Raw genomic sequence first — 23,882 nt, forward strand, 5'->3', positions numbered from 1 at the left:
GCTGCCCTCCGACCACAAGAACCGAACGTAGAGAGGCACTATGGAAACGCAGTGGAGAACGCCTTCGCCAAGCTGAAGGCCAGTCTCCGCAAGGCCGCCGAGCGCAGCGTCGAAGGTCTCTGGAACACCATCGGCCGGATCACCGACACCTTCACGCCCACCGAATGCGCCAACTACTTCGCCGCCGCCGGCTACGATGCAGCCTGATCGAAAAACCGCTCTAGAGTTCCAGAGACAGGTGGACAATTCGAAGAACCCATCGATGCACCTGATTTCGTGGCAAGCCGGGTGTGGGGCGGTGCTTCCTCCTTCTGATGGGGTTGGTAATCAGCTGGCGCAACTGGAGCCGCTATTTACTGGGGCTGTGGGGTTAAGCGGGCGCAGTTCGGGCGCTGAGCCAGGCGAGACAGGCAAAGTTGTACCCCAAGTTGGCCGTGCCGATCTTCACGTGCGCCCGCGCCAAGCCGATGGTGCGGACGAACAGCGCCATGCGATGCTTCTGCGCGGCAAAGTGTATGCTCGATGCCGGAGCGGATCCGGGCGCGGGCGGCATTAGTCTTGGCCTGAAGCTCGGAGAGCCCGCGGCGCGGTGGCCGGTGGAACCGGATCCTCTCAGACAGACCGCGGCGTTCTAACACTTCCAGGTTGCGCTTGGTGCGGTAGGCTGTGTCGGCCCAGACGTGGCTGGCGGTGTTCTCGGGATCCAGGAGAGCCGGAAAGCTGCGGCTGCCGTGCTGGGCGGCATCGGTGACCGTCCAGCGGCGGATCAGCCCACGCCGCCGATCGATGCCGATGTGGCTTTTGTAGCCAAAGACCGGCACCGCGATCTGGATGGCCTGGCGCTGCGCGTCCTCGGGTCTGGGCTTGCTCTGCCGCGCTTCAGTGTCCAACGGGCATCCCGATCCTTCTGTGCCCGCTTGGCCCGGGACCAGCCCTCGGGTGTGCCGCCTTCCCGGATGGTGGTCTTCTCCTCCAGGGTGAGCTTCTGGCGCGGCGCAGCGATCGGGATGGCATTGATGATCTGTCCGCCCATAGCCAGATAGCCCTGCTCGGCCAACACTGTGTCGCAGCGGCGGAACAGCCCCTCCATGGCACCCGCCTGCTTGAGCTGCTCGCGATAAAGCCAGATCGTCTTGGCGTCCGTCACGACTTGGTGGAGGGCAAGGCTCACGAAGCGCATGAAAAACAGACGGTCGCGCAGCTGGGACTCGGCCTGCTCGTCGGAGAGGCTGTAGAGCGCCTGCAGCCCCAGGATGCGGAACATCAGCACCGCGTCCTAGGGTGGGCGTCCACCGCGGCTGCAATCTGACCGTGCCAGCGCCGCAGCCAGGAGGGGCGGGAAGATTTCGAAGTCGACCACGGCCGAAAGGCGCTCCAGCGGATCACCGGCTGCTGAGAGTGCCGCATACCGCTCTTCGACATCGAAGAAGCCAGGCCGACCTGTCATCCCACTGCCTCGGCTGGTCAACCTCTGTGAAGCAGCTCAGCGCCTCAACAGCGAGGCTTTCCGAAGTGTCCGAATGGCACCTCAAGGTGCAAATCATTCCACTGTCAAACAAAGGCTGGGCCGGTAACCAGTGTTGCTGCGTTGCGCCCAGTTGTAGCAGCGGATGGCCCGGATCATCCGGAAGAATGGCGCCTCAGGTGGCTGAGTTATCTCAGCACCTACAGCGGTGACCCGGGGACTTTTCCAGGCGAGAGGCGTCCGCCAGACCGGGGACTTTTCCAGGAGGGTAGGGACCTGAGCCTCACTTCTGATCATCTGATAAGGTGATCGGGGACTTTTCCAGGGAACCTTCTACCGGAGCGTCCGCTCTGGTACCGGTGGATGGGAGGGATGGAGCACCAGACCACGCTCCTCTACGTCCACCCTTGCATCCGGGTAGACTGCCAGGGAGAGCTTGAGATTGTCGAGGAAGGTGACCCGGAAATTGTCCATGCGGGTCACGCCGTTACCAAACTGGGCCTTGAGGGCTGGCCAGGAAACGGGAGTGGGCTTGTTCAGGACATGGAGGCGGTAGGCCAGCCAGGCATAGATGTCCAATGCTACTGAGTTGTTGTTGATAGCCTTAATGGCGGCTTCCTGAACCGGAACAGGGTGCCGCTGCAGAAGATCGAAGAACACTTCGCTCAGCCGCGCCGTTTCGACGAACAGGCTGCCCTGCTTTTCATTGGCGTCGCTACTCGGCACGAAGAGGGCAGTATCAACTACGTTTTGATTGACCAGTCCGACCTTTCCATTGCCCTGCTGTACATGGAAGGTGAACCGGCACCTTGAGATCCGCTCGGCTTGGTCCCGCACATCACGCTGGGATTTTCCACCTTGAGGAATGCCCATTCGTTGAAGCCATTCTCTCAGGCTCCCTCCGAGCTCAATCTCCCGGCTCTTCGTGCGGATAGCCGTGGACTGGAGGTACAAGAAGATCAGCCGGGCACGTGACCCGTAAGCAACGCCGGACGGAACGAAGCTACGACCGTCTGGACCAAGCTTGGAACCAGGTTCCACGATCAATGAGATCCGCTCACTGTGGATCTGCCAGCTCTGGCCGTCGGGAAGCCGACGGTGGGGCAGGGCGGCTTGGCACCATCCGGAGTAGAGGAAACCGATACCCGCCTCCTCGTCGCTCATGAACTGGCTCGCGGCTTCGACGACCTTGCGATCGACGTCCGCCTGAAGCGCAGCCGTCTTTCCTCCACGCTCAATGAGCTGATGTACCGTTCCCATAGACATGCTTCTTGCCCCAGACCGGGGGGCCTCGTCTCCGGGGACTTTTCCAGGGAGGATTAGTAGCTAAGGATATTTGATGAATCTCTATTAGTAAGGCCTGCCAAAGTCCCCGGGACGACTCCGGTTAAGATCTTGATTCATGGTCCCGAAGAGCACCGCTCCGCCTGGAAAAGTCCTCAGGTGCCCCTGGAAAAGTCCCCAGTTCGTCTGTGGATGGCTGGATGGTTTCCCCTGGAAAAGTCCCCACCAGGATTCGCGAATCGGAAAGCGCTAGTTGTCCCTCTCCAGGGATCAAGCGTCTTAGGCCCGTCGTCCGCGCTGAACCTCTGCCCAGTGGAGATCCCGATGGCCCTGTCCCAGGCAGGCTGGAGCAGAACGGCAACGTAATTCCTGACATCTCTCTTCGGGCGCTAACCTGCCACCCCATGCTGAAGCAGCTTGGTGCTTTCCTGCGTACCCTGATGGCGAAGCGGCCTGTTGGCTGTTTGGCAGCCGCGCCCGCGGCGATGTTCGGCACGAGAGCCACGTGGCCTGCTGGTTGTCGTGCCTGACGGCCAGCCTATGGGCATCGAGCGTCAGTTGATCCGAGCGACGGCGCTGGGCGGCGTGGAAGTCGACATCCTGGCCGGCCTCGGCTCCTCCCATGGCGAGCTTGCAAGCCATCCTCATGACGAGCAGGGCAGGGGAGGTAGTCCGCCCTCGTCTCCTGGGCCCTATCGCTCTATATGAGCAGCAGGAGACCATCATGTCCGCTCATGCAGCACCCGCCAGCGTCCCTCAGGGATGGACCAGCAGCCAAGCCGTCGAGGCCGCGGCCCGCGCGGCCCGGGCTCGCCGTGTCTCCAGCGGCGAGATTATGACCTACGTGGTGGATGGCTGGGTTGTGCGTGAATACCCTGGTCACCGCATCGAGCGCCTAGCGCCCCTCGCTGAATTTCGGGACGAGGACTTCCCCTACCCAGCATGAGCCTGCTGCTGGTGTACGCCGGCCCAAACGGGTCCGGCAAAAGCAGCCTCCGGGATCTGGGGGAGGTGCCGGATCCCGTCGACGAGGTGATCGATCCCGACCGCATCGCTCGTACCCTCGACCCGGAAGCGCCGCACCACGCGAATGCCGAGGCGGGCAGGCAGGCACTGGCCGCCTTCGCGGCCTGCTTAGCGACCGGCCAGTCGATGTCGCTGGAAACCACACTGGCGGGGCGATCGGTCCTGTCGCGCCTGCGCCTCGCGCGAGAGGCGGGTTACCGCATTCAGCTCCGCTACATCGCGCTGGAAAGCGTTGCGCTGAACATCCAGCGCGTCCGCGCCCGTGCGGCGGCCGGCGGGCACTTCATTCCGCCCGAGATCATCCGGCGCCGCTACACCAGCAGTCTGGCCAACCTGCCGGAGGCCTTGCGCCTGACCGAGCGTGCCACGGTGGTCGACAATTCGGGCGAGATCCACCGTGTGGTGCTGGAGATCGCGGGCAACGAACTTCTCCATGTGGCGGACCCGATCCCGCGCTGGCTGCAGCCACTGATGCCGCAGATCTCGCGCCGCTAACCCGACGAGGTCCGTATGCGCCACGCTGATGCCCATAAGGACAGCGCGTCGCAACTTCAGCGGGGACGCTTTCCAAGGGGAAGCCCTGCTGGATCCTCAGAGGACGGGTGGCGATTACTGGTGTCAGTCATGCGTATCGGAGCATCTTCTGTCGGGTGAGGACACTACGCTGCGCTTTAACATCGGTTGCTTTCCAGAAGGCGGATCCCGCCTGGCTTGGCGCCGTATAGACCCTACGGCATGTGTGACAGTGCTGCGTGTGCCAGAACGGTAAGCTTGAGACTACAGGCGGAGAGGAAGACCAGCATGGCGGCACCGCCTGGATGCTGAGGAAGAGACGGTGCCGTCATGCTCGGAAGTCGCTCCATCTGCTCCTGAAACCAGGCCTGAAGGGTGCGGCCGAATTCCAGACAGAGTTGGCTTCTCTGTAGCGCTTCCGCCAAGCCGCGCGCGGCCGCGCCACCCGCGGCCACTGGGCTTTATCTCTGGCGCGCTGCTCTGGCATTCCGACTCTTCCGGCGGCAGCGCCCCTGCGGAAGCGGCAGGGACGGAACGAATGATCACCGGCTCGGATGGCGAGGGCGCCCGCGACATCCGTGTCATGCATCCAATCTGGGCTACGGCAGGGGGAAGATCACCTGCCGTAGCGGGGCTTCGCCATCCTGTGGTGGCCTACTCCAAAGAACGTGGCTTTCTCCCATAAGCTAAAGCGATAGCACGATAATCAAAGGTTATCGTGCTGCGCGGGCGGGCAGGGGGAGGCGCTTCGAGAGGCCTGGCCATTCCAGCTAATAAGTACCGTTGCGACTCATGCATATGGTAGGAAGCGCAGCATTTCGTTGCCCGCTCGCCACCGCTCCTGAAGCGGCTGCCTGGATCTTTATGCCCAAACTTACGCTCCGCCTGCACAAGCTGTTGATTGCCGCTTCTCTGATCGTGCCGGCTGGCCTCTTCAGTGCCGCGGCGCTCCATAATCGGGCAGAAACCCTCCGCGAGGGGCAAGGCGCCATCATTCGCACGACGGCGGTGATGGACGAGCATGCCCAAAAGGTCTTCGAGACAGGGGAACTCGTGCTTGGGCGCTTGGACGACCGTATCCACCACCTAAGCTGGGATGAAATCTCCGCACCAGAAACCAGCGCCTTTCTTGCCCAGCTCAAGGCTCCGCTGGAGCAGGTCGTCTCGATCTGGGTCGCAGATGCTCAGGGTGTGGTACGCGCAGGCAGCCAGAACTGGGATCCAAGAGTAACCATCGAAGGCCGTGATTTCTTCCAGGCTCAGCGCGAGCGCGACGCCGGCACCTATATCAGCGCGCCGTTCCGCGGCAAGGCCACGCAGATCGCCAGCTTTGCTGTCAGCCGGCGTCGCTCGACGCCCGACGGACACTTCGATGGCATTATCCATATCGCCCTCAGCCCGGACTATTTTACACAATACTACGCAACCACAATCCTGGACCCTCGCCAAATAGCAACTTTGTTGCGGGCCGATGGCGTCGTTATCGCGCGCACATCCCCGCATGATATCAATGTGCCCTTACCAACGAAGGATCGTTTCAAGCGTCGGATCGAGCAAGCACCGCAAGGTGGCTTCTTCGTCAACGATGCGGGCGAGGGAGGAGAAGAACGGGCCTATGCCTATCGTGCAGTGGGAACGCACCCGCTTTATGTGGTCTTCAGCGCGGACATGGCGGCACTGCTGAATCGCTGGTACGCCAATCTGATCTCGTTCGGCGCTGTTGCAGGCGTGGCATCGCTCATGTTGTTGCTGATGTCTTGGATGGCACTTCGCGGCGTCAAGTCAACAGCGATGGCGATGACGCGCCTGACTGCGACCATGAATGAGCTCCAACGCGAAACAGCGCAGCGTGAGGCGGCCGAGCAACGCGTGCGCCAAGCGCAGAAGATGGAGGCCGTGGGTCAGTTGACAGGCGGGATCGCGCACGACTTCAACAACCTCCTCACTGTCATACTCGCCAGCCTGTCGCTGCTGCGTAAGCGCATTCCAGCAGGCGATGAACGTGCCCTGCGGCTGGTGGACAATGCGGTGCAGGGTGCAGAACGTGGGGCGTCGCTCACCCAACGTCTGCTGGCCTTCAGCCGCGGTCAAGCGCTCAAGCCTGGCGTGGTGGACATCCCAGAGCTGGTGCGGGGTATGGCAGATCTGTTGCGCAGTTCATCGGGCCCGGTTGTGCAAGTTGAGACCCGCTTTCCACTCGCTCTGGCGCCAGCCTACGTTGATGCCAACCAGTTGGAATTGGCACTCCTGAACCTGGTCGTGAACGCGCGGGATGCGATGTCGGAAGGCGGCCAACTGACGATCTCCGGCCGCGAGGAGCAGGTCGGTGTCCGGCAGGTCAGCGACCTGCCGCCGGGAGACTACGTGGTGCTGTCTGTCATAGACAATGGGGAGGGCATGGATGAGGCGACACTCGCCCGTTGCCTGGACCCGTTCTTCACGACCAAGGGGGTCGGGAAGGGAACCGGGCTCGGCCTTTCCATGGTGTACGGGCTCGCTGCGCAGACTGGTGGCCGGCTTGTCCTCCACAGCCGCAAGGCCGAAGGCACGACTGCCGAACTGTGGTTGCCACGCGCCGAAGCAAGACCGGCTATTGTGCTGCAGCCAGACGGCGGTCCGAGTGAAGCGCGCGCAGCGCCGCTGACCCTTTGCGCCGTGCTGCTCGTGGATGACGATCCGCTGGTGTTGGCCAGTACCGCAACGATGTTGGAGGACCTCGGCCATACCGTTGTGGCAGCGGCATCAGGCCGGCAGGCACTGGACATCCTCGGCGCGGGAGCCAGCGTGGACCTGGTCGTAACAGATCAGGCGATGCCCGGCATGACAGGGCTGCAATTGGCTTCTCAGCTTCAGCAGTCGCACCCGAAGATGCCGGTGATGCTGATCACGGGCTACGCGGATCGGGATGAACTGGCTACTGCAGCGATGCCGGTGCTCTACAAGCCATTCTCCCAGAACGCCCTGAAAGCTGCCATCCAGAGTTGCGTGAGTGAGCTACAAGGTGCGGCAGAGGAGGTTTAGTGATCATCCAGGCAGGAACTAAGGCAGCTGAGAAGTTCGCCGCGCCGCCAGATAAATCCATGATCGACGTTAGCCTCACCGTGGAGCACGCTAATCAAAGGTTTATCGCCCTGATGGTGCCGTTGATGGCTGCTTCGTGCCCCGCTTCGACATCGACCGCTCGATCAAAAAGGCCCAAGATCGGACCTTCTGACCCCGTAGGGCTGTCTCCTTCCTCGCCTGCCGGCTTGCACCTATATCGTCCTTCTTCGGCTTCGATTCCCGTTGCTGGAGGAACTGCCGGTACAAGGCCGCGATCTGCCGTGACATTCGGCGGATCGCGTTAGAGACGGTTTGCCCTGTGAGAGATGCCGCCGATGCCCCCTGTTGTCCCCTTACGCGCCATGCGCACGCCGCAGTGCCCATGAGTGCGCCGCGTCTGGAATGGACCGAAGGCACCGCCGCCCGTGACGCGGCTTGGCTGTCTGGATCGGGCACCCTCCCTCCTCGCCGCGTCCAAGCCGTCGATGACACGGTGCGCGCTGACGATGCCTTCCATATGGCCTGTGAGGGCGTCGGGCTGCTGTGGCGCGGCGACTTCCAGAACGCCCGGCAACTGCTCCAGGCACTGGCGCGTCGCCTGGACAAGCGTGCGGCACGCAGCCCCCTGCCCGACGACATGCTCATGCGTGAGCGCTTCAACCGCTATCGGCAAGGCCAAGCGCTTCGTGCGCGCGTCCTGGGCATGGTGCTGATCCCGCTCGATGCTGCCCAGGTGATTCCCTTGCGGCGCGCCCCGGATGTGCGCGCGGCCTTGCATCACGCGCTCGGCATGCCCCTAGGCGACGCTGTGGTATCGCTACGCGAGTTGCAGGGCATGGTGGGTGCTTATGAATGGCATCGCAAGGGCGTGCCCATCGCGGCCCTGGGGGGCGCGACAATTCACCCAGACTTCGGCGTGTTCTCGCCGATCCGGGGCGAATACCTTGATCTGGTCGCACGTGCACCATTGCCGGTGGGCGAGAATGCCTTTGACATTGGCACTGGCACCGGCGTGCTCGCAGCCGTGCTGGCCCAACGGGGCGTACCGACAATCCTCGCCTCCGACCTGTCGCCCCAGGCCCTGGCGTGTGCACGCGCCAATGTCGAGCGGCTGGGCTTATCCGAACAGATCGCGGTACAAGAGGCCGACCTGTTCCCGCAGGGGCGCGCCGCCCTGGCGGTATGCAATCCGCCCTGGCTGCCGGGCAAGGCGTCCTCGACCCTTGAGCAGGCGGTGTATGATCCAGATAGCCGTATGCTGCGCGGCTTCCTGGACGGATTGGCGGCGCATCTTTTACCAGGCGGAGAAGGGTGGCTGATCCTTTCCGACCTTGCAGAACATCTCGGTCTGCGCAGTCGTGAACAGCTGTTGGGCATGATCGAGGCTGCTGGGCTGGGGGTCATCGAGCGGCTCGATGCCCGGCCGCAGCATGGCAAAGCCTTCGACACCAACGACCCGCTGCACGCCGCCCGGCTGCACGAGATAACCTCGCTTTGGCGCCTGCGCGTGGCGCGATCCTGAGGACGGCAACCCCGCTCCTGAAGCGGAATGACTTGGCCGGGACATGCGAGCGGCAGGGTTAGCGAATTGGGCTGAGAGCGCGCTCATCTGTGCTTTGATCAGGCCAAAGCGTTGGCCTTGGGATTGCCGAGGGTGTTGAAGACGCGCAACGGATCTGCACCTCGATGACCTAACAGGCGGCATCGTGAGCCGATGGATGTTCGTGATCCGGAACAGTTCAGCCGCTATGGCGCGTGGTGCCGGTTGTTTGTGAAAAGGGCCGGAAGGGAGCGTGTACTGTGGGAGCCGCCCTGGCAGGGCGGTAGAAGGCCTACCCAGCACCCTGCGCCTTCCGCAACCCGTCCAGCACCGCCTCATGCGTCGCCAGGATCCGCCGCAATGTGGGTTTCCCTTTGTCGCTCGCCTCGGCGATTCCTTCGTGCATTTCCTCGATCCCCATCGTCAATTGCTCGGCCAAGCCAGAGAGCCGCTCCTGGAGCTGCTCGTCGTCGTCCTTGAGTTCGGCGGTCCAGATTGCCAGGACGCGAGAAAGTTCGGCGGCAGCGCGTACGGGGGGCACACCCGCTTGCAGCAGCTTGATGAGGGGGGCCAGGTCGGCAGCAGGGGAGCGGGACATGCGGCGAAGATAGGTAGGTGGGCTATGGGTGGCTAGACGGCGAGAGGCTGCTTATGGCAACGGCTGCCCTGCTGCGCGTCCAGCGTGGGATGGCGAGATTATCGTGCTCCAAAGGCTCTCAGCGGGAGGTACGGCAGCATCTGTTTCTCGCCTTCAGGATTACAGCAGCAGTGGCTTGCACAAGGCGCCCCCGCGTCGTTCCTCCTGAGCGATTTGCCGGGCGGTGCGGCAGATCTCCGATGCTCTCGTCGTTTCTAAGCCCTCATCAAGCAGCAGCGCCTGGAGTTGCCCCAGGGTCTGGTCGATGTAGGCAAGAAAGCATGGCATGGACGCACCTTGCATGCACTCGGCCAAGGCGGCGCCGATCTCTTGCGGAGCGCGCGCATATGTGGATCGGCAATTGCTTCGAGAACGCGCGCATGGGGAGCTTTTCCACACGCTGAAAGTCGAACTCGTCCAGCAGCGCCGGTGGGCCACGCGGGACGAAGCCAAGTACGACGTGTTCTCCGACATCGAAGGCTACTAGAACCGGCAGCGTATCCACTCTGCCTTGGGCTACAGGGCCCCCGAGCAGATGGAGAACGCTGCCACCTGATTCCTGCCCATCAAATTAGGGGAAGATCACCACCGTCCGGGCGCACCACAAGGCCATGACCCGGCTGACCTGGCCGCTGCAGACCAAGGGCAGCGTCACCACCCGGCAGATGGAGCTGGTCGCCTGATGTTCGGCTGCACCTGCCCGGCGTCACGTGGCCTGCAAGGCCGGATCTGCGGCGTGAACCACCCGAACTGCCACGCCCTGGCGACTCTGAGCAGCGCGGCGCTGGGCGTCGTCGTTTCGCCGACCTCCGGCGCCGCCGGCGCTGATCCTCGGCCTCGATGAAAAGCCTGCCGGCGTAACAACGGCCGCAACGACTGATGGCCAGCGGCACTCGTCACTGTGACGGTTCGCCACCCCACCGTTGCAATCCTCTCCGCAGCACAGCAGGCACGTCTTCTTGCGGAACGCCGAGTTCGCGGCAAATCACCAGCACCAGGAGCGCGGCGGCGGTCTCTGGGCTGTCGTACTGTCCTGTGATTGCAGAGCGCCGGATGATGTCGCGGATCTGATCTTTGACATCCTGCCTTTCGTCATCGGTCAGGGGCATCAGCCATCCCTTTCGGCTGCCCAAGCATCAAGCGCCTTTCAGTGCATTTCGTCAAACGGACGTTTCGTAGTGTTCACCCCCTCCGACCCATATTCGGGATCCAGAATGGCCCGCAAAACCCTGCTGAAGAGGCTGGGGGCCCGCAACGTCGCCTTCGTCTCCAACCTGATGGAAGCCGGCATTGAGTTCGCCACTTGCGACAACCTGCATGCCAGCCGCCTGACCATCCACGTCCTGGCCGCCGAGTATGCCAAGGCCGCGCCAGAGAAGAACCGGCTGGAGAAGCGGCTGAAGGAGATCAAGCCGGTGCTGCTGCAAGCGATGACCCTGCGCCCCTGTCAGCCAGGATAGGCCAGCCATGGCGGCCCTTCGGTCGCCATGGGGGCACAGCATCATCACACCGCAAGGCGCGGTGTGATCGATCCTGAGCCGAGCTGACGCTCAGCGAGCGGCCATCGCGGCGGAGGAGGCCGCCGGCAGGTAAGCCACGCCACCTTCAGAGCCACCTGTGAAGACCGGGATGCCGGCGCTGCGGTGGGCGAAGCTGGGAGCGCTATAGGCGATCATCTGGCTCTCGCCCTGGCCGGCGACGCGGACCGCGCCGCCACCGACGATGTTGCCGGTGTAGCCGGCGTCGTATTCCACCGAGACGTTCTCGCCCTGGTTCACCACGTTCAGCGGGGCGGCAAAGGCGGTAGCGCCGGACAGGCCAAGGAGGGCGGTAGCGGCGAGCAGGGTGCGGAAGCTGGTCATGGTGAAGTTCCTTTGGGTCGGTTGCGGCGCTCGGCGGCGCCTCGTCGACCTCTTTATGCCCCGCGATTATATCGCGCGCGATATACCTCTTTGCATGGCTGGCATGCTGGTAGTGAGTGTTCGATCAATTCGCACGCGACTTAAATCCTGGCTCTGAAGGCCATGACCTTCATCAAGGTCCCCGAACTCCCATGATCGAGAAACCGCTCGACCTCGACAGTTTCCTGTGCTTCGCCATCCATTCCACTGCCCACGCGGTGCAGCGCGCCAACAAGCCGCTGATGGACGCCCTGGGGCTGACCTACCCGCAGTACCTCGTCATGGTGGTGCTCTGGGCCGAGGACAACCAGACTGTCAGCCGCATCGGCGAACGGCTGTTCCTGGAAAGCAGCACGCTGACGCCGTTGTTGAAGCGCCTGGAGGCGGCGGGCCTCGTGCGGCGGCAGCGCGACACGGCCGATGAGCGGCAGGTGCGGGTGCAACTGACCGCGGCCGGCCGCACCTTGCACGACAAGGCGCGCCGCCTGCCTGGCTGGTTCGAGAACACCTTCTGCGAGAAGTTCGAGGAAGCCCGTGCTCTGCACAAGGGCATCATCAAGCTCCGCGAGCAGCTGCTGCACAAGAACGGCGAGGCGTGAGGCTGGCGGAACGAAGGAGAGCCGCAGCGCCTGCGCCATCGGCTTCACGCCTGGAAGCCAGGTTGCCCGCAGTCGAGACCAGCCCACTGGGCCGGCCCTTCAAGTGGATGCGGCATCGGATGGCCCGGAGGTTGGTCGGGCCGAGCCGCTTAACCGACCATCCAGAATTTTCGCGGGCTGGCATTTACAGACCCCTACCCCCCTCCGTTGAGGTGGTAGGGGGTGGGGGGCGGTCCAGAGCCGCGGGTGCTGATGGCGGTGTCGGCGATCGTGCTGGCCCAGGCACCCGGCTCACCGCGCAGCAAGACGGCGATCCACCTCTCCTCCCCGTCCTCGACACGCCATGACCTCAGCCTTCTCCACGATGCCGGCGTCCCTATGAGATCTTGTGGCGGAGGTCGCCTGCGGCTTCGGGCACCGACTAGTGCGGCGCCCTCGCGAGGCTATGCCCAGTCCTACCCTCCCTCGCTTGGTGAGAGGCGACGCTAGCAGCCTGCCTACGGCTCCAGGTAGTGCCCCGCCACGGGCGAAGAGGCCCACTGAGTTCGCATCATGTTCCGATTTGTCTTCTTACTTTAGCAAGCGAGCGCTCCTGCGTCACTCTGACGCAAGCAGACAAGCGGACATGATGGCTACCCATCTCGTCCTATGAGGCACTCTGCTGGCGTAAGTGGTGACGGGATGGTGCCGTAGGCAGCCGCACCGGCACCCGATGCAGTCATCCGCCGTGCCGTGCCCGCTGCCATCCCCATGGTTGATGCTCCGACCGAGACGTCCAGCAGTGCCGACCGAACGCTGCGGCCGGTGGCCCAGGCACTCGGCCGTGGGCTGGTGGCGGGCATGCCGCATTTCCCGCGCATCCTGGCGCTCATCGGCACCGCAGCGATGCTCTGGGTCGGCATTGTCACGTTGTTTGGTGACCAAGCGAGTTTGGTGGCACGACGCAGCCTGAACGCCCTTACGCGGGCGCCTGGACACATGTCTCCTGCCGCCAGATCCGGAAGGCCTTGTCGCGCGCATGCCGGTACTGATCGGCAGTCATCAAGTGCTGCTGCGGTCGGAAGTGGCCATAGATCATACTCTGTGCCGAGAGGAAGCGCTGCGCCTGCTCCGGAGACTTGAACCGCTGCATCTGGCGTTCTCGCCCGATTGTTGAGGTAGCGGCTGGTGCGATGCCGAACCTCGGGCAGCAGATCGCGATGCGCCGCACCGTAGCTCCGCAGGCCACCGGTGATGACCCGCCGCGGCTTGTACCTGAGGCCCACCAGCAGGCGCTTGAAGAAGCGTTTGGCGGCCGCGGCATTGCGCCGGTCCTGGACCGGGATGTCGAGCGCGATGCCGTCCTGATCGACGGCGCGCCAGAGATACTGCAGCTCTCCGTTGATCTTCAGGAACACCTCATTGAGGTGCCAGACGTCGCCTGGCCTCGGCCGGCGCTTGCGCAGCTTGGCGGCGAAATCAGCCCCGAAGCGGAGACACCAGCGGCGGACGCTCTCGTGGCTGACGACCATGCCCCGCTCGGCCAGGATCAGCTCGATGTCGCGCAGGCTCAGGCTGAACAGGTGGGAGAGCCAGACGGCGTGCTGGATGACCTCGACTGAGAAGCTGTACCCAGGATAGTGGATGGGATCGGACGGCATCTCGCCAGCTTGGCTTAGCCACCGCCCTCCGGCCAGGGCCAGCAAACTTGACAATGCCGGCGGAACTGTTCACCGGGCTCGACGCCCAGCTCGGGCGTCTGCCGCGGAGCAGCCCGACAGCGGAGGCGATCCGCTACGCGCTGAACCACCGGAAGGGGCTGGCGGTTCCTCGATGACGGCCGCATCGAGACGAACGCCAGCATCGTGGCGCGGACGATCCGCCCCATCTACCTCAGTCGCAAGAACGCACTGTCCGCCAGCGGCGACGATGGTGGTGCAAGATGGGCAGTCATCGCCTCTCTGGTGGAGACCTGCAAGCTCAATGGCGTCGATCCACAGCGCTACTTCACCGACCTGCTGACCCGGCTTGTCAACAGCTGGCCCAACAGCCGCGTCGATGAACTCATACCGTGGTGCTGGGCCAAAGCCGGTGACCAACCGTAAGCACTGCCGCATAGGGTCTCTAACCAGCGCTTACTGACTCCCCGCTAGACTCGTCGTCTTTTTGTCACCGTAGCTTCGGGGGTGCGGCCCAGGCGGCACAATCTTTTCAGCTCGCGCGCGCTGGACGGCACATTCACGAGCAAGGAAATCGACCAGCGCCCGCACTGATGGCAGGAGCCCGCGGCGCGATGGAAAAACGGCGTGAACAATGCCCGATTCTGGCCGCCAGCCCGGTAGCACGTCGACGAGCCGGCCAGTCTCGACGTCCTCGGAGATGGATATCGGCGGCAACTGCACCACACCCGCTCCCGCCATCGCTGCATCGCGGAGCACCGACATATCGTCGGTCACCAGACGCGGCGCATGTGGCACCGTCGCCACCTTGCCGTCGGCATGACGGAGTCTCCACGTGTGTTCGCGGGTCGGCCGCATCTGGTCAAGACTGGGCAAGCCATGAAGGTCGGCCGGCGATTGCAGCTGCTCGCGGATCAAGGTCGGAGCGGCAACCAAGCACTGAGCGCTCTCATCGAGCCGTCGCATGACCAGATCGGTCAAGTCTAGCGGGGGAACGCGCACACGGATCGCCAGGTCGAGGCCCTCCGAGATCACGTCGACGCGGCGATTGGTGCTCTCCAGAAGGATCTGGACACCGGGATTGAGCATCATGAAGCGCGCGATCAGCGCGCCGAACTGGAACGACAGCAATGCCGTGGGGCAGCTCATCCGCACCACGCCGCGCGGCTCTCCCTGGACCTGCGCGGCGACCTGCTCGGCAGCTTCCGCCTCGACGAGCATTGCTACGCACCGATCGTAAAAATCACGCCCAACCTCGGTCACCGAGAAGCGGCGGGACGATCGGTTGAGAAGCCTAACGCCCAGTCGCTCCTCGAGAGCGAGGACACGGCGGCTGAGCAGCGACTTCTGGACACCGAGCGCGCGGCCGGCGGCCGAGAAGCCACCATGATCCACCACGGCTGCGAAATAGGAGAAGTCGTTGAGATCCTTCATCGTCCTTTTGATAGGACGCTGTGTCTCTTTCCGCAACCTTTCCGTTCTATCGTCTCGCCGTAAACTGCACTCGATACGCACACGCCTTGCGGCGCATCGCAAATCGGAGAACGAACATGGCCCAAGTGATTGGCCGGTACGGTAACGAACGGCAGCATTGGGTAGGCGACGGTTTTCCCGTCCGCTCGCTTTTTTCGTACAACGATCTGGGCGCGCACGTCAGCCCATTCCTGCTGCTCGACTATGCCGGGCCACATGTGTTCGCACCAACCCGGGAACAAAGGGGTGTCGGCAAGCATCCCCATCGTGGCTTCGAGACCGTCACCATCGTCTATGACGGTGAAGTCGAGCATCGGGATTCCGCCGGCAACGGAGGCGTGATCGGACCTGGCGACATCCAATGGATGACCGCGGCAGGTGGGATCATCCACGAAGAGTATCACTCGCCCGGTTTCGCTCGAACGGGTGGTCCTTTCCGCATGGTGCAGTTGTGGGTCAACCTGCCCGCCAAGGACAAGATGGCTCCTGCCGGGTATCAAGGCATCTCGAAGGCCGACATTCCGGTTGTAACACTCCCGAAGGACGCGGGCACCGCGCGGATCATCGCCGGCGACTATCAAGGCACGACGGGCCCGGCCCGCACCTTCACGCCGATCAACGTCTGGGATCTGAGCCTGAGTGCTGGCGCAGACCTGAACCTCGATCTACCCGAAGGTCATACCGCCATGATCGTCGTGCTCACAGGGCACGTCACGATCACGGAAAGCCAGACGGCCGGCGAAGCGGAGATGGTGCTGTTCGGCCGCGATGGCGGCAAGATCGCCATTCGAGCTGACGGCAACGCCAAGCTGCTGGTGTTGACCGGCGAACCCATTGACGAGCCGATCGTCGGGTACGGGCCCTTCGTGATGAACAGCGAAGCGGAAATCCGCCAGGCGGCCGAAGACTTCAAGAGCGGACGCTTCGTGTCCGCTGCAACATGATCAAGGGGCCGGACCCACATCGCCTCCAGCCTCTTTTTCCTGCGGATCGGTGGGCACTCGCCGGTCCGCTTGATGAAGCGCGTCAGCGCGCCTTCGTATAACTTCAACAGCAAAGGGACCAGCCATGACTAGCGAGACAATCCGCAACCCGCAGACCGACCATCTTCTCACCCCCGACAATGCCGCCTTCATTATCATCGACTATCAGCCGGTCCAGGTCTCCTCAATCCGCTCGATGCCGCGCGACGAGTTGGTGTTCAACATCGTCAGCGCCGCCAAGGCAGCCCTGAACTACAATCTCCCGATCATCCACTCGACCGTGAACGTGCAGACGGGCCGCAACAAGCCGCCGATCCAGGAGTTGCAGAACGTCCTCGGCCACCTGCCAACCTACGACCGCACCTCGATCAACAGCTGGGAGGACGCCGGCTTTAAAGACGCGGTCAAGGCCCTCGGCCGGCGCAAGCTCATCATGACCGCGCTATGGACGGAGGCTTGCCTCACCTTCCCGGCGCTCGACGCGATGCAGGAGGGGTATGAAGTCTATGTGCCCATCGACGCGGTCGGTGGCACCTCGGTGGCCGCGCACGAGGCAGCGCTTCGTCGCGTCGAACAGGCCGGCGCGAAGCTGATCAGCCGGGTCCAGATGTATTGCGAACTCCAGCGCGACTGGGCGCGGGAAGCCACCGTTCCCGGCTTCATGGAGGTCTTCGAGAGCTTTGACGGCTTCAATCCCGAGAAGGCCGCACAGGCCGCCTGACCGCGAACGCGGAAGGTGGCGGCGGCTCAACCGCCGCCACTCTTTTCGCAAGGAGACAGCAAATGAGTGAACTGTTCATTGTGGTTGGTCTGAAAGCGAAGACCGGCAAGGAGGATGAGTTGCGTCGAGATCTATCAGTGCTTGTCGAGCCATCGCGGGCTGAGGAGGGCAGTATCCGGTACGATCTGTTCGAAGATCAGGATGAGCCGGGCCGCTTCGTGTTCGTCGAGGCGTGGGCTTCTGTCGAGGCCCAAAACAAGCACCACGAGCACGGACCGCATATCCAGCATTTCCACGCCAATGGCGCGACCAACGTGGACCACCGCGAGTTCGCGCACATGCTGAAACGCGTCGTCTGACGCAAACCGTATAGCGGGCACTTGACGTCAGCCTGGTTCCGCCCTGCGAATGGAGAGCCGCTGCTACTGGGTGCCTCCGCACGATTGGATACTTCGAAGAACCTCGCTGTTGAGGCGCTGAGCTGATTCACTGGCTCTTGTCAGTGGAGATAGTGGAATGGCGGACCAGCTGGGCTTCTTCGATGTGGATGAGCGGTATGCAGCCTTGTCGGCGGCGGGCGATCCACTGGAGCGGCTCTCGGTCTTGGTCGATTTCGAGATCTTCCGCCGGGTGCTGGATGCGGCGCTGAAGCGGTCAGATCCCGGCCGTGGCGGACGCCCGCCCTATGATGCCGTGATGATGTTCCGCATCCTGGAGCTGCAGGCGGTCTACAGCCTCTCAACCAGCCGCGGGACCAGCTGTCCTTCATGTGCTTTGCAGGCCTCGGGCTGCACCAGCGGTGCCGGATGCCAAGACGGTCTGGCTCTACCGTGAGCAGCCCAAGCAGGCGGGTGGCGTTGAGGGGATGTTCCGCTGCTTCGACGAAGTGCTGGCGGCCAAGGGCTTTCTTGCCATGGACGGGCAGATCATCGACGCCACCCCGATCGCCGAACCGCGCTAGAAGCTCACCGTCGAGGAGAAAGTTACCATCCGGGAAGGCGTCATTCCTGCGGATTGGCCCGAGCCCAAGCGGGCGCAGAAAGAGCGGGGTGCCCGCCGGGCGCTCAAGCGCGGCAGGGCAAAGCCCAAATCAAAAAGGCTGTCCGCGCTAAGCCATCCAGATCGCAGTGCCGATCTTTGGCTACAAGAGCCACACCGGCATTGACCGGAAAAATGGACTACGAGGCGGGGAGATCGTGCCCAACGGCGACTTGGCGCCAGCTTTGAGCGAGTCCCCACGCGCCACTGAACCATTCGCTGCTGAAAGGAATCTACCATGTCCCAAACCATGAAGGCTATCGTCCTCACCCGTTTCGGGGGACCGGATGCGTTCGAACTGCGCGAGGTCCCGGTGCCGCCGGTTGGGCCGCACCAAGTGCGAGTGCGCGTTCACGCGACTGCCGTGAACCCGCTAGACTGCCAGATCCGCCGTGGTGATTACACGGATTACGTGCCGCTACCCGCCATCATCGGCCATGACATCTCCGGCGTCATTGAAGAAGTCGGGTCCGATGTCACCGAGTTCGGAATCGGTGACGAGGTCTACTACACGCCAAAGATCTTCGGTGGCGCCGGTTCCTATGCCGAGCAGAACGTCGTTGACGTGGCGCTGGTGGGCCGCAAACCCAGGAATCTTTCTCACATCGAGGCCGCGAGCCTGACACTCGTTGGTGGCACCGTTTGGGAGGCGTTCGTCCAGCGCGCGCAGCTTAAGGTTGGCGAAACTGTATTGATTCACGGCGGAGCAGGCGGCGTCGGAACGATCGCGATCCAGGTCGCCAAAGCGATTGGGGCACGGGTGATCACAACGGCACTCGCCCGCGATCATGATTTCGTTCACTCCCTTGGAGCAGACGAGGCGATCGACTTCATGGCGGAGGACTATGTGAAGGCGGTTCTTCGACAGACTGGTGGAGAGGGCGTCAACGTCGTCTTCGACACGATCGGCGGTGATACGCTGACACGGAGCCCGTTGACGCTCGCCGCCTTCGGCCGCGTCGTCAGCCTCGTTGATATCGCGCAACCTCAAAACCTCATTGAGGCCTGGGGTAAGAACGCCGCCTACCACTTTGTGTTCACCCGCCAGAATCGCGGGAAGCTCGACGCGCTGACAACCCTGATTGAGCGCGGTCTGGTGAAGCCTGTCATCGGCGCGGCGTTTCCGCTCGAGCGCATGGGCGAGGCGCACGATCTCCTGGAGAACGGGAGGACGCACGGCTTGCGCGGGAAAGTTGTGATCGACGTGTCGGGCGAGGCGGGAGCGTTACACCGCGGCCAGCGCGTCGCTGCCTGACGCGTCGCACGGACGACCAGCGGCTCCCCTCGCCCGGTCGTCCACCCCAACCCGGAAGAGATCAGATGATCACCGAATTTGCGCTTCTTCACCTTCTCCCTGGCTCCGGCTCGGCATTCGTGACTACGTTCGCCAATGTGGCTCCGCTCCTTACCAATGCCGACGGCTACATTCGGCACCGCCTTGTCCCAGCGTTCGAGAATGCCGATCTTTACCTTCTGGTCGTAGACTGGCGGGACTTGGCGGCTCACACGCAAGGATTCGAGCCGAGCGAAGCCCACGCTCGCTTCATGGCGCCTCTTGAGCCGTTGCTCTCCGGCGACCCTATCGTCCTCCATGTGGAGGCCGGGTCGCAGCCGTGACGGCGAAAGCATCCCCGCAATGCGTCCTGAATTGCCGATGGCTGATGCTATCACGCGGCCTTCGCGCCGCTTCGCGGAAAGTTCGTCTCCAGGGCGCCGTCGGAGATCTCGAAGGATTCTCTGCCAGGCGCGGAGGCTGAGCGAAGACGGCAGCGGTTCTGCGGCTTCTGTCCGCCTGCCGCTCCCATTCATGGCGTCTGGCTCAGCCCCCGCAACACACTCTGGCGCATGACAGGAACGCAACATGGACATCGAAGAATTACGAACCTTCGTGCACATTGCCGACGCCGGAGGTGTGACACACGCAGCACGGCGGCTCGGCGTATCCAAATCAATTGTCAGCCGACGGCTCGCCCGCATGGAGGCAGATCTCGGCGTCCAACTACTGACGCGAACCACCCGCGGTGCCGCGCTCACGGAGGCCGGGATCACGTTCCGGAATCACGCTGCAAAGGTCTGCGCGGAAATCGACTTCGCCAAGGAAACGATCTCGTCCGACGGCAGTCTCGGCGGGCTTCTGCGCGTGACGGCCCCACTGACCTTCGGGCTCGAGTATTTCGCTCCAGTACTCGAAAACTTGGCCCGGAAGTACCCCGATTTACATGTCCATGCTTGCTACACTGACAGGGTCGTGGACCTGATCGCAGAAGGGTTCGACTGCGCGATCCGGTGCGGCCGTCTGGCCGACTCGAGCTTGCGCGCAAGGCGTGTCGGGCACATGTGCGCCATGTATGTCGCCAGTCCGGCCTACATCGAAAAGCATGGGTCGCCTGAGACGCCTGAGGAAATGATGGCCCATCAGGCGCTTATGCAGGGCACCGAGGTCTGGCCAGCGATGGATGGCAACAAGCTCATCGAGATGAGGCCGAAAGGTCGGTTCAAGAGCGACAACGCGCTTGCGCTTGTCTCTGCGGCCTTGGCTGGACTTGGGATCGCCGGGCTTCCAGTTCCCGCGATTAAAGAGCACCTTGCGTCCGGAGCCCTTGTTCCTGTTATGACGCGCTACCCGGTTCCAGAACAAGGTATCTTTGTCGTCCGCCCGCCGGGCGCTCACTCTCCGCGCAAGGTGCGGGTGCTGACGGAGATGCTGAGAAGCTGTACGCGATTAAAGCCCTTGTTGGGTTTGGGTCTGGGCGACTAGCCGGCGTGCGATGATGGAGATCATCGCAATCCAGATGTGCCCGGCAAAGAGATCTGCGGTGCGGCGGTAGACGATGTTGAGCCGCCGGGCTCGGCTGAGCCAGGCGAACAGCCGCTTGAAGCCCCACCTGATGCCTTTCGACAGGAACGGTGTTGATTGCCACTGAGACCTGGGATCTCCCGCACTTTCCGTGCTCACAGATCCGGAGGAGGCGCAAACCACTGATTACGGCCGGAAATTTCGCAAATGGTGGCCGTTCCCGGAAGTTGGGCGGTTGATGCGGATTGAGTTGGAGGTTTTCCGAGCCGCCCCAAGCACTTGCGGATAAGTTTGCCATAGGCGCAGCACGGAAAGTGCGGGAGATCTTAACTCTCAGTGGCAATCAACAAAGCGGGACGCCGAGGCCGCTAAACGGTTCTTCCGCAAAGCGCTCGGGCAGCCGCATACGGTGAACCCACGCACGATCACGGTGGACAAGAACCCTGCCTACTCTCGCGCCCTCGAGCAGCTGAAAGAGGACGGGGAGCTGTGGCGACGCTCGCGGATGCGGCAATGCAAGTTTCTCAATAACATCGTGGAACAAGACCGCCGGCGCATGAAACGCCTGGTCAGACCAGGGCTGGGCTTCGGCGGCTTCCATACTGCACGACGTACATTGGCGGGCTACGAGGCGATGGCGATGATCAGGAAGGGGCAGGTTCTGAAAGTCGGTGGACGAGACATGCGGGCCCAGGCCAACTTCATCGCCGGGCTGTTCCAGGCCGCCGCCTGATCTGGCGCCTGTCGCGGCCATTTGCGGTCTGCCGCAAACTTCGCAACACAACCCCAGGTGATACCCACCACGCCGGCACGGCGCAGGTACTCGCGACCGTGTAGCGGCTGATGCCGACCATGGCCGCGATCTGGTGGCCGCTCTGGCCACAGACGTGCTGGAGACGAAGAACTTCTCGAACCTGACGCATCGGCAGTCTCTGGCCTGGCATGGCGGTCCCCGGTGTCACTCAGGAACAACCCTGCCGTGGGTGGACGACTGCTCGCGAGCCGCGCTGACAGCCCCTCCTCAGGGCCGGCTGGAATGCCTCGGAATGGGTGGCTGGCTTGCCTCGGAATCACCGGCTGGAATCCATCGGAATGCCTGGCTGGTATCCGCCGGAATACGCAATGCACTAGGTGGATGGGCCACGTGGCTTGCGCTTCGCAGAGACAATCTGCGCGACACCAACCAGAACAGCGCCAATGCCCTTGAGGACAGCGGACAGAGCTTGGAGGACCACAGGATCAAGCGAGGCTTCAACCGACAGCGTGATGAGAATCGACATGCGCGTCTCCTGTGAAGGCCGACATGTCGAGCTTTAGGGAAGCTTAGGATTTTATTCAAATCAAATGGAATTTTTTCCGGAAGATGGAGGATATGCTGGACTCTTGGAACGAATCATGAACATCCTGTGGAGGTCTCAACGGAGTCATGGCAATGGACCCCAGTACGATCACCCTGATGCGCCAGAGCATCGTCGCAGGGCTGGCGCACGGCGCTACCATCCGGGAAGCCGCCGCCGAAGCTGGTGCTCTGGCACTTGGTCTGGCTGTGGAAGACGGGCCGGTCGTCATCGCGCAGGTGGTTGAGCGGCTCCTGCGCGAGATCGACCCGCTATTTCCGGACCTTGCACCCGTCGAGCCGGATGCCCGTCAGGGCCTACTGCCGCTCGGTCTATGACTGATACGCCTACACCTGACCCTCTAGCGCGTCGGAACCACTCCACCGGGTGACATGATGGTGTCGGCCATGGCATCCGCGCCGGGCTGCGCGATAGACTGTCCAGAGGAGGTCCGCATCATGCCGGATGCGGAGCCCAATGCCGTGCCGCAGGAGAGGTGGTCGAGCACGAGCAGGATGTGGTCGTGCTGGGGCTCAGTCATCGTGTTCCTGTCACGCTGATTGGATGAGGTCGCGTGCGAGGTTTGCGACCTGCGGGTCCATCGCAGCGATGCCAGCCTTCGCTGTCTCTTGCCACGTCACGCGCCCATCCGTTGCGAGGTCCTTCCACGCGCTCCGCAGTTCGTAGGGACGGTCTTCTGCCAGCACCGGCAACAATGTCTGGGCTTGCAGGATGTCCTTCCGAGCCTTCTGGCGGTCAGTTGTGCGGACCTGCGACAGGATGAGCTTGTGCCAGACGAAGCGGGCAGGGCTTGGCACGTTCACCAGTATCCCGGCGCCGAACAGCAGCGCCGCAGGCTGTTCTTCGTAGATCAGGTAGTCGAGATAGCGCAGCGGCTCTGCGCCGGTTCCAAGCGACGGCAAAGCCACCGGCTGCATCTCCTGCGGACCACGCATGGGAGTCAGGAACTCCACCTTGACGCCACGGGTGCGATACCGTGTGGGCGGTGCCATTGGGTAAAGGCTGGGCAGGGCTTCGTAGTCCGGGTCCACCTGCCGCAAGATGTTCAGCATGTCCGGCGTCTCGTCCTCCACGGCGATGGAGATCGAACGGAACTGCGCCACGTCCACATCTTCCGTGGTGAAGCTCGCTTGGCCGAGCTTGATCCCCAGCATCGCGGCGTAGGCGTGGAACGCCACGGTGCCAACCAGCACGGCGCGCAGGCGAAAGACACCAGCATCCGCCATGGCGCTCAGCGCCCGCCCGATGGCGCCCGGTAGAGGCGGGAAGCTCCTGCTCGCTTGCAATGTTCGCACCAGCATCGCACGCTCGTCGGCATCCACGCGCAGCCGCTGATTGGCCTCCATCCGCGCCAACAGCGCAGGCGTCTCTGGCCCGATATAGGTTTGCCTGCGCGGCGCGGCTGAGGTGGTGGCGGGCTGGATATACCAGTAGCGCCGACCCTTCACGAGCTTGCTCACAAAGGTATCGGGGGGCGCACGTCCAGCGACACGCGCATCCTCCAAGCGGCCGAGCAGGTCCAGATAGGTATTTTGCAGCGCAATCGGCAGCCGGTCCACCAGTTATACTCCAACCCGGAATTGGAGTATAACCGGACGTGGTGTTTCCGGCTATCGGTGATGCATTTGCCCTACTGCCCATATGCTGGGGCTCGGGTGCGGTGGTGTCCGGCCCGCCTCGGCCAGTGCCAAATCCAAGGCGAGGATGGCCGCGGCCTGGCGCATGGCGGGCGTGCCGCCGGCTGCATCGGGAGATGCCAAGGGATGGTCCTGTGAAGAAGCAAAAGCGCCAACCGGCCCCACGCCGGAAGCCCGTGAAGGCCCCCAAGCCCCAGAAGTTGGGGGGCA

The 23,882-nt window shown here is 63.1% G+C and carries 22 protein-coding genes and 7 pseudogenes; 19 read left to right on the forward strand and 10 right to left on the reverse strand.

All coding sequences use genetic code 11. From position 1 onward, the window contains the following. Positions 1–207: pseudogene (locus tag EBE87_RS24070) on the forward strand (hypothetical protein); the annotation flags it as partial. A 163-nt stretch (positions 208–370) separates the two neighbouring features. Here the strand turns inward: EBE87_RS24070 and EBE87_RS24075 are convergent. Together EBE87_RS24075 and EBE87_RS24080 are read right to left on the reverse strand one after the other, a co-directional pair. Continuing rightward, positions 371–1,447: pseudogene (locus tag EBE87_RS24075) on the reverse strand (IS5 family transposase). A 351-nt stretch (positions 1,448–1,798) separates the two neighbouring features. After that, on the reverse strand, positions 1,799–2,725 hold the full coding sequence (locus EBE87_RS24080; RefSeq protein WP_122140197.1) for a replication protein RepA: 927 nt from the start codon (positions 2,723–2,725) through the stop codon (positions 1,799–1,801). Positions 2,726–3,691: 966 nt separating this feature from the next. On the opposite strand from EBE87_RS24080, the gene EBE87_RS24090 reads away from it, so the two are divergent. The 3 genes from EBE87_RS24090 (at position 3,692) to EBE87_RS24100 (ending at position 8,852) form a co-directional block, all read left to right on the forward strand. After that, positions 3,692–4,270, forward strand: coding sequence for a zeta toxin family protein (locus EBE87_RS24090; protein WP_122140199.1), 579 nt, complete (start codon positions 3,692–3,694; stop codon positions 4,268–4,270). Positions 4,271–5,152: 882 nt separating this feature from the next. Further along, positions 5,153–7,309 carry a hybrid sensor histidine kinase/response regulator gene (locus tag EBE87_RS24095; protein ID WP_122140200.1) on the forward strand — a complete coding sequence of 719 codons (2,157 nt, stop codon included), beginning with the start codon at positions 5,153–5,155 and terminating at the stop codon, positions 7,307–7,309. A gap of 403 nt (positions 7,310–7,712) precedes the next feature. Next, the gene (locus EBE87_RS24100) at positions 7,713–8,852 is read left to right on the forward strand and encodes a methyltransferase (RefSeq protein WP_122140201.1); all 1,140 of its coding nucleotides are present in this window, start codon (positions 7,713–7,715) and stop codon (positions 8,850–8,852) included. Between the two features lie 310 nt (positions 8,853–9,162). Here EBE87_RS24100 and EBE87_RS24105 read toward each other — a convergent pair whose 3' ends face one another. Further along, positions 9,163–9,468: a hypothetical protein gene (locus EBE87_RS24105; RefSeq protein ID WP_122140202.1), complete on the reverse strand. Its 306-nt coding sequence runs from the start codon at positions 9,466–9,468 to the stop codon at positions 9,163–9,165. A 401-nt stretch (positions 9,469–9,869) separates the two neighbouring features. Here EBE87_RS24105 and EBE87_RS30685 point away from each other — a divergent pair. Beyond that, a pseudogene (locus EBE87_RS30685) lies at positions 9,870–10,063 on the forward strand (IS3 family transposase); the annotation flags it as partial. A 340-nt stretch (positions 10,064–10,403) separates the two neighbouring features. Here the strand turns inward: EBE87_RS30685 and EBE87_RS28780 are convergent. Further along, on the reverse strand, positions 10,404–10,616 hold the full coding sequence (locus tag EBE87_RS28780) for a hypothetical protein (protein WP_147465052.1): 213 nt from the start codon (positions 10,614–10,616) through the stop codon (positions 10,404–10,406). A gap of 105 nt (positions 10,617–10,721) precedes the next feature. Here EBE87_RS28780 and EBE87_RS29495 point away from each other — a divergent pair, with 105 nt between their 5' ends. Beyond that, a complete protein-coding gene (locus tag EBE87_RS29495; RefSeq protein WP_199726513.1) occupies positions 10,722–10,967 on the forward strand; it encodes a hypothetical protein in 246 nt (81 codons plus the stop codon). A gap of 90 nt (positions 10,968–11,057) precedes the next feature. Here the strand turns inward: EBE87_RS29495 and EBE87_RS24120 are convergent, their stop codons facing one another. After that, positions 11,058–11,369 carry a hypothetical protein gene (locus EBE87_RS24120; RefSeq protein ID WP_122140203.1) on the reverse strand — a complete coding sequence of 104 codons (312 nt, stop codon included), beginning with the start codon at positions 11,367–11,369 and terminating at the stop codon, positions 11,058–11,060. Positions 11,370–11,560: 191 nt separating this feature from the next. Here EBE87_RS24120 and EBE87_RS24125 point away from each other — a divergent pair, with 191 nt between their 5' ends. Both EBE87_RS24125 and EBE87_RS30390 read left to right on the forward strand, forming a co-directional pair. Continuing rightward, positions 11,561–12,007, forward strand: coding sequence for a MarR family winged helix-turn-helix transcriptional regulator (locus EBE87_RS24125; protein WP_122140204.1), 447 nt, complete (start codon positions 11,561–11,563; stop codon positions 12,005–12,007). Between the two features lie 750 nt (positions 12,008–12,757). After that, positions 12,758–12,949: pseudogene (locus EBE87_RS30390) on the forward strand (DUF808 family protein); the annotation flags it as partial. A 16-nt stretch (positions 12,950–12,965) separates the two neighbouring features. Here the strand turns inward: EBE87_RS30390 and EBE87_RS24135 are convergent. After that, positions 12,966–13,647: pseudogene (locus EBE87_RS24135) on the reverse strand (IS6 family transposase). 80 nt (positions 13,648–13,727) lie between these two features. Between EBE87_RS24135 and EBE87_RS24140 the strand changes: the two are divergent. Then, positions 13,728–14,091: pseudogene (locus tag EBE87_RS24140) on the forward strand (transposase domain-containing protein); the annotation flags it as partial. Positions 14,092–14,121: 30 nt separating this feature from the next. On the opposite strand, the gene EBE87_RS24145 reads toward EBE87_RS24140, so the two are convergent. Beyond that, entirely contained in the window at positions 14,122–15,099 is a 978-nt protein-coding gene (locus tag EBE87_RS24145; protein ID WP_122140205.1) for a LysR substrate-binding domain-containing protein, read from the reverse strand. Between the two features lie 116 nt (positions 15,100–15,215). On the opposite strand from EBE87_RS24145, the gene EBE87_RS24150 reads away from it, so the two are divergent. The 9 genes and pseudogenes from EBE87_RS24150 to EBE87_RS24190 form a co-directional block, all read left to right on the forward strand. Continuing rightward, the gene (locus EBE87_RS24150) at positions 15,216–16,082 is read left to right on the forward strand and encodes a pirin family protein (RefSeq protein WP_122140206.1); all 867 of its coding nucleotides are present in this window, start codon (positions 15,216–15,218) and stop codon (positions 16,080–16,082) included. 124 nt (positions 16,083–16,206) lie between these two features. Further along, a complete protein-coding gene (locus tag EBE87_RS24155) occupies positions 16,207–16,842 on the forward strand; it encodes a hydrolase (protein ID WP_122140207.1) in 636 nt (211 codons plus the stop codon). Positions 16,843–16,904: 62 nt separating this feature from the next. Beyond that, positions 16,905–17,201: a putative quinol monooxygenase gene (locus EBE87_RS24160; RefSeq protein WP_122140208.1), complete on the forward strand. Its 297-nt coding sequence runs from the start codon at positions 16,905–16,907 to the stop codon at positions 17,199–17,201. Positions 17,202–17,358: 157 nt separating this feature from the next. Beyond that, positions 17,359–17,676, forward strand: a complete 318-nt coding sequence (locus tag EBE87_RS24165; protein WP_122140209.1) for a transposase — start codon at positions 17,359–17,361, stop codon at positions 17,674–17,676. Further along, positions 17,642–17,803 carry a hypothetical protein gene (locus EBE87_RS29160; RefSeq protein WP_158611674.1) on the forward strand — a complete coding sequence of 54 codons (162 nt, stop codon included), beginning with the start codon at positions 17,642–17,644 and terminating at the stop codon, positions 17,801–17,803. The genes EBE87_RS24165 and EBE87_RS29160 overlap by 35 nt, the downstream gene beginning before the upstream one ends. 315 nt (positions 17,804–18,118) lie before the next feature. Further along, entirely contained in the window at positions 18,119–19,135 is a 1,017-nt protein-coding gene (locus EBE87_RS24170; RefSeq protein WP_122140210.1) for a zinc-dependent alcohol dehydrogenase family protein, read from the forward strand. A 65-nt stretch (positions 19,136–19,200) separates the two neighbouring features. Next, positions 19,201–19,497: an antibiotic biosynthesis monooxygenase family protein gene (locus EBE87_RS24175; RefSeq protein ID WP_122140211.1), complete on the forward strand. Its 297-nt coding sequence runs from the start codon at positions 19,201–19,203 to the stop codon at positions 19,495–19,497. Positions 19,498–19,741: 244 nt separating this feature from the next. Beyond that, positions 19,742–20,638, forward strand: coding sequence for a LysR family transcriptional regulator (locus EBE87_RS24180; RefSeq protein WP_122140212.1), 897 nt, complete (start codon positions 19,742–19,744; stop codon positions 20,636–20,638). 367 nt (positions 20,639–21,005) lie between these two features. Further along, positions 21,006–21,410, forward strand: a pseudogene (locus tag EBE87_RS24190) (DDE-type integrase/transposase/recombinase); the annotation flags it as partial. A gap of 394 nt (positions 21,411–21,804) precedes the next feature. Here EBE87_RS24190 and EBE87_RS29165 read toward each other — a convergent pair. After that, positions 21,805–21,957: a hypothetical protein gene (locus tag EBE87_RS29165; RefSeq protein WP_158611675.1), complete on the reverse strand. Its 153-nt coding sequence runs from the start codon at positions 21,955–21,957 to the stop codon at positions 21,805–21,807. Between the two features lie 152 nt (positions 21,958–22,109). On the opposite strand from EBE87_RS29165, the gene EBE87_RS24195 reads away from it, so the two are divergent. After that, positions 22,110–22,352 (forward strand): hypothetical protein, encoded by a 243-nt coding sequence (locus EBE87_RS24195; protein WP_147465053.1) that lies wholly within the window; start codon positions 22,110–22,112, stop codon positions 22,350–22,352. Positions 22,353–22,375: 23 nt separating this feature from the next. Here the strand turns inward: EBE87_RS24195 and EBE87_RS24200 are convergent, their stop codons facing one another. Both EBE87_RS24200 and EBE87_RS24205 read right to left on the reverse strand, forming a co-directional pair. Then, positions 22,376–22,555 (reverse strand): hypothetical protein, encoded by a 180-nt coding sequence (locus tag EBE87_RS24200; protein ID WP_122140215.1) that lies wholly within the window; start codon positions 22,553–22,555, stop codon positions 22,376–22,378. A 10-nt stretch (positions 22,556–22,565) separates the two neighbouring features. Further along, a complete protein-coding gene (locus EBE87_RS24205; RefSeq protein WP_122140216.1) occupies positions 22,566–23,594 on the reverse strand; it encodes a nucleotidyltransferase family protein in 1,029 nt (342 codons plus the stop codon). Positions 23,595–23,882: the final 288 nt, after the last annotated feature.

The sequence above is a fragment of the Teichococcus wenyumeiae genome (assembly GCF_003696345.1).
GTDB lineage: Bacteria > Pseudomonadota > Alphaproteobacteria > Acetobacterales > Acetobacteraceae > Pseudoroseomonas > Pseudoroseomonas wenyumeiae.